Annotated in this window: 2 protein-coding genes and 1 other annotated feature; both genes read left to right on the forward strand. The window is 67.6% G+C overall.

What is annotated here, in order from left to right; all coding sequences use genetic code 11:
• Window positions 1-55 precede the first annotated feature (55 nt).
• Window positions 56-376, forward strand: coding sequence for a transposase (locus Q0795_RS17070; protein ID WP_298891750.1), 321 nt, complete (start codon window positions 56-58; stop codon window positions 374-376).
• Window positions 334-483: a sequence feature (AL1L pseudoknot), on the forward strand. Its footprint overlaps the gene before it by 43 nt.
• The coding region (locus Q0795_RS17075) for an IS3 family transposase (RefSeq protein WP_298891751.1) at window positions 379-1011 on the forward strand (633 nt) is incomplete at its 3' end. (Overlaps the previous feature by 105 nt.)

The following is a 1011-nucleotide window of genomic DNA, read 5'->3' on the forward strand; positions in this document are numbered from 1 at the left end:
TGAATCGCCCCGGGTCTGATGGAGGCTCTCAACCCTGGGAAGGATGATGAGCACCATGCCAGCACCGAGGAAGTACAGCGTCGAGCTCCAGCAGCGGGCGACGAGGATGGCGATAGACGCCCGGAAGGACCCTGAGACTGCCCGAGGGGCGATCAAGCGGGTCGCCGATCAGCTGGGGGTGCACCCCGAGGCGTTGCGGAACTGGGTCCGGCAGGCCGAGATCGACGGTGGTGTCCGGGCCGGCACCAGCACCGATGACGCGCAGCGGCTGGCCGAGCTCGAGCGTGAGGTGCGCGAGCTGCGCCGAGCCAACGAGATCCTGAAGACGTCCGCGGCTTTTTTCGCGGCCGCGGAGCTCGACCGCAAGATCAGGTAGAGGTGCCCACCGCGGTACTGGTCGACTACATCGATCAGCACCGCGACAAGTTCGGGGTCGAGCCGATCTGCACCGTGCTGAAGGACGCCGGCATGCAGATCGCCCCGAGCACCTACTACGCCGCCAAGACCAGGCCTGCCTCGGCGCGCAGCCTGCGGGACGCCGAACTGACCGAGGACATCCGGACCGCGCACAAGGCCAACCTCGGTGTCTACGGCGCCCGCAAGATCCACGCCGAACTCAATCGCGAGGGCGTCAAGGTCGCCCGTTGCACGGTGGAGCGGCTGATGAAGGCCGAGGGGCTGCGGGGAATCCCGCGGGAGAAGACCCGAAGGACCACGATCGGTGACGGGGCTGAGACCGAGCGACCTGAGGACCTGGTGGCTCGCAAGTTCGTCGCCACCGCGCCGAACCAGCTCTGGGTGGCCGATCTGACCTACGTTCGCACTCATGCCGGGTGGACCTACGTGGCGTTCGTCCTGGACGTGTTCAGCCGGATGATCGTGGGCTGGCAGGTCTCGACTCGTCTGCGCACCGACCTCGCACTGGATGCCCTCGACATGGGGCTGTGGGCCCGCCAACGCGCTGGCCAGGACGTCACCGGGCTGGTCCATCACAGCGACCGCGGCGTGCAA

Source organism: uncultured Serinicoccus sp. (genome assembly GCF_947487915.1).
Classification (GTDB): Bacteria; Actinomycetota; Actinomycetes; order Actinomycetales; family Dermatophilaceae; genus Ornithinicoccus.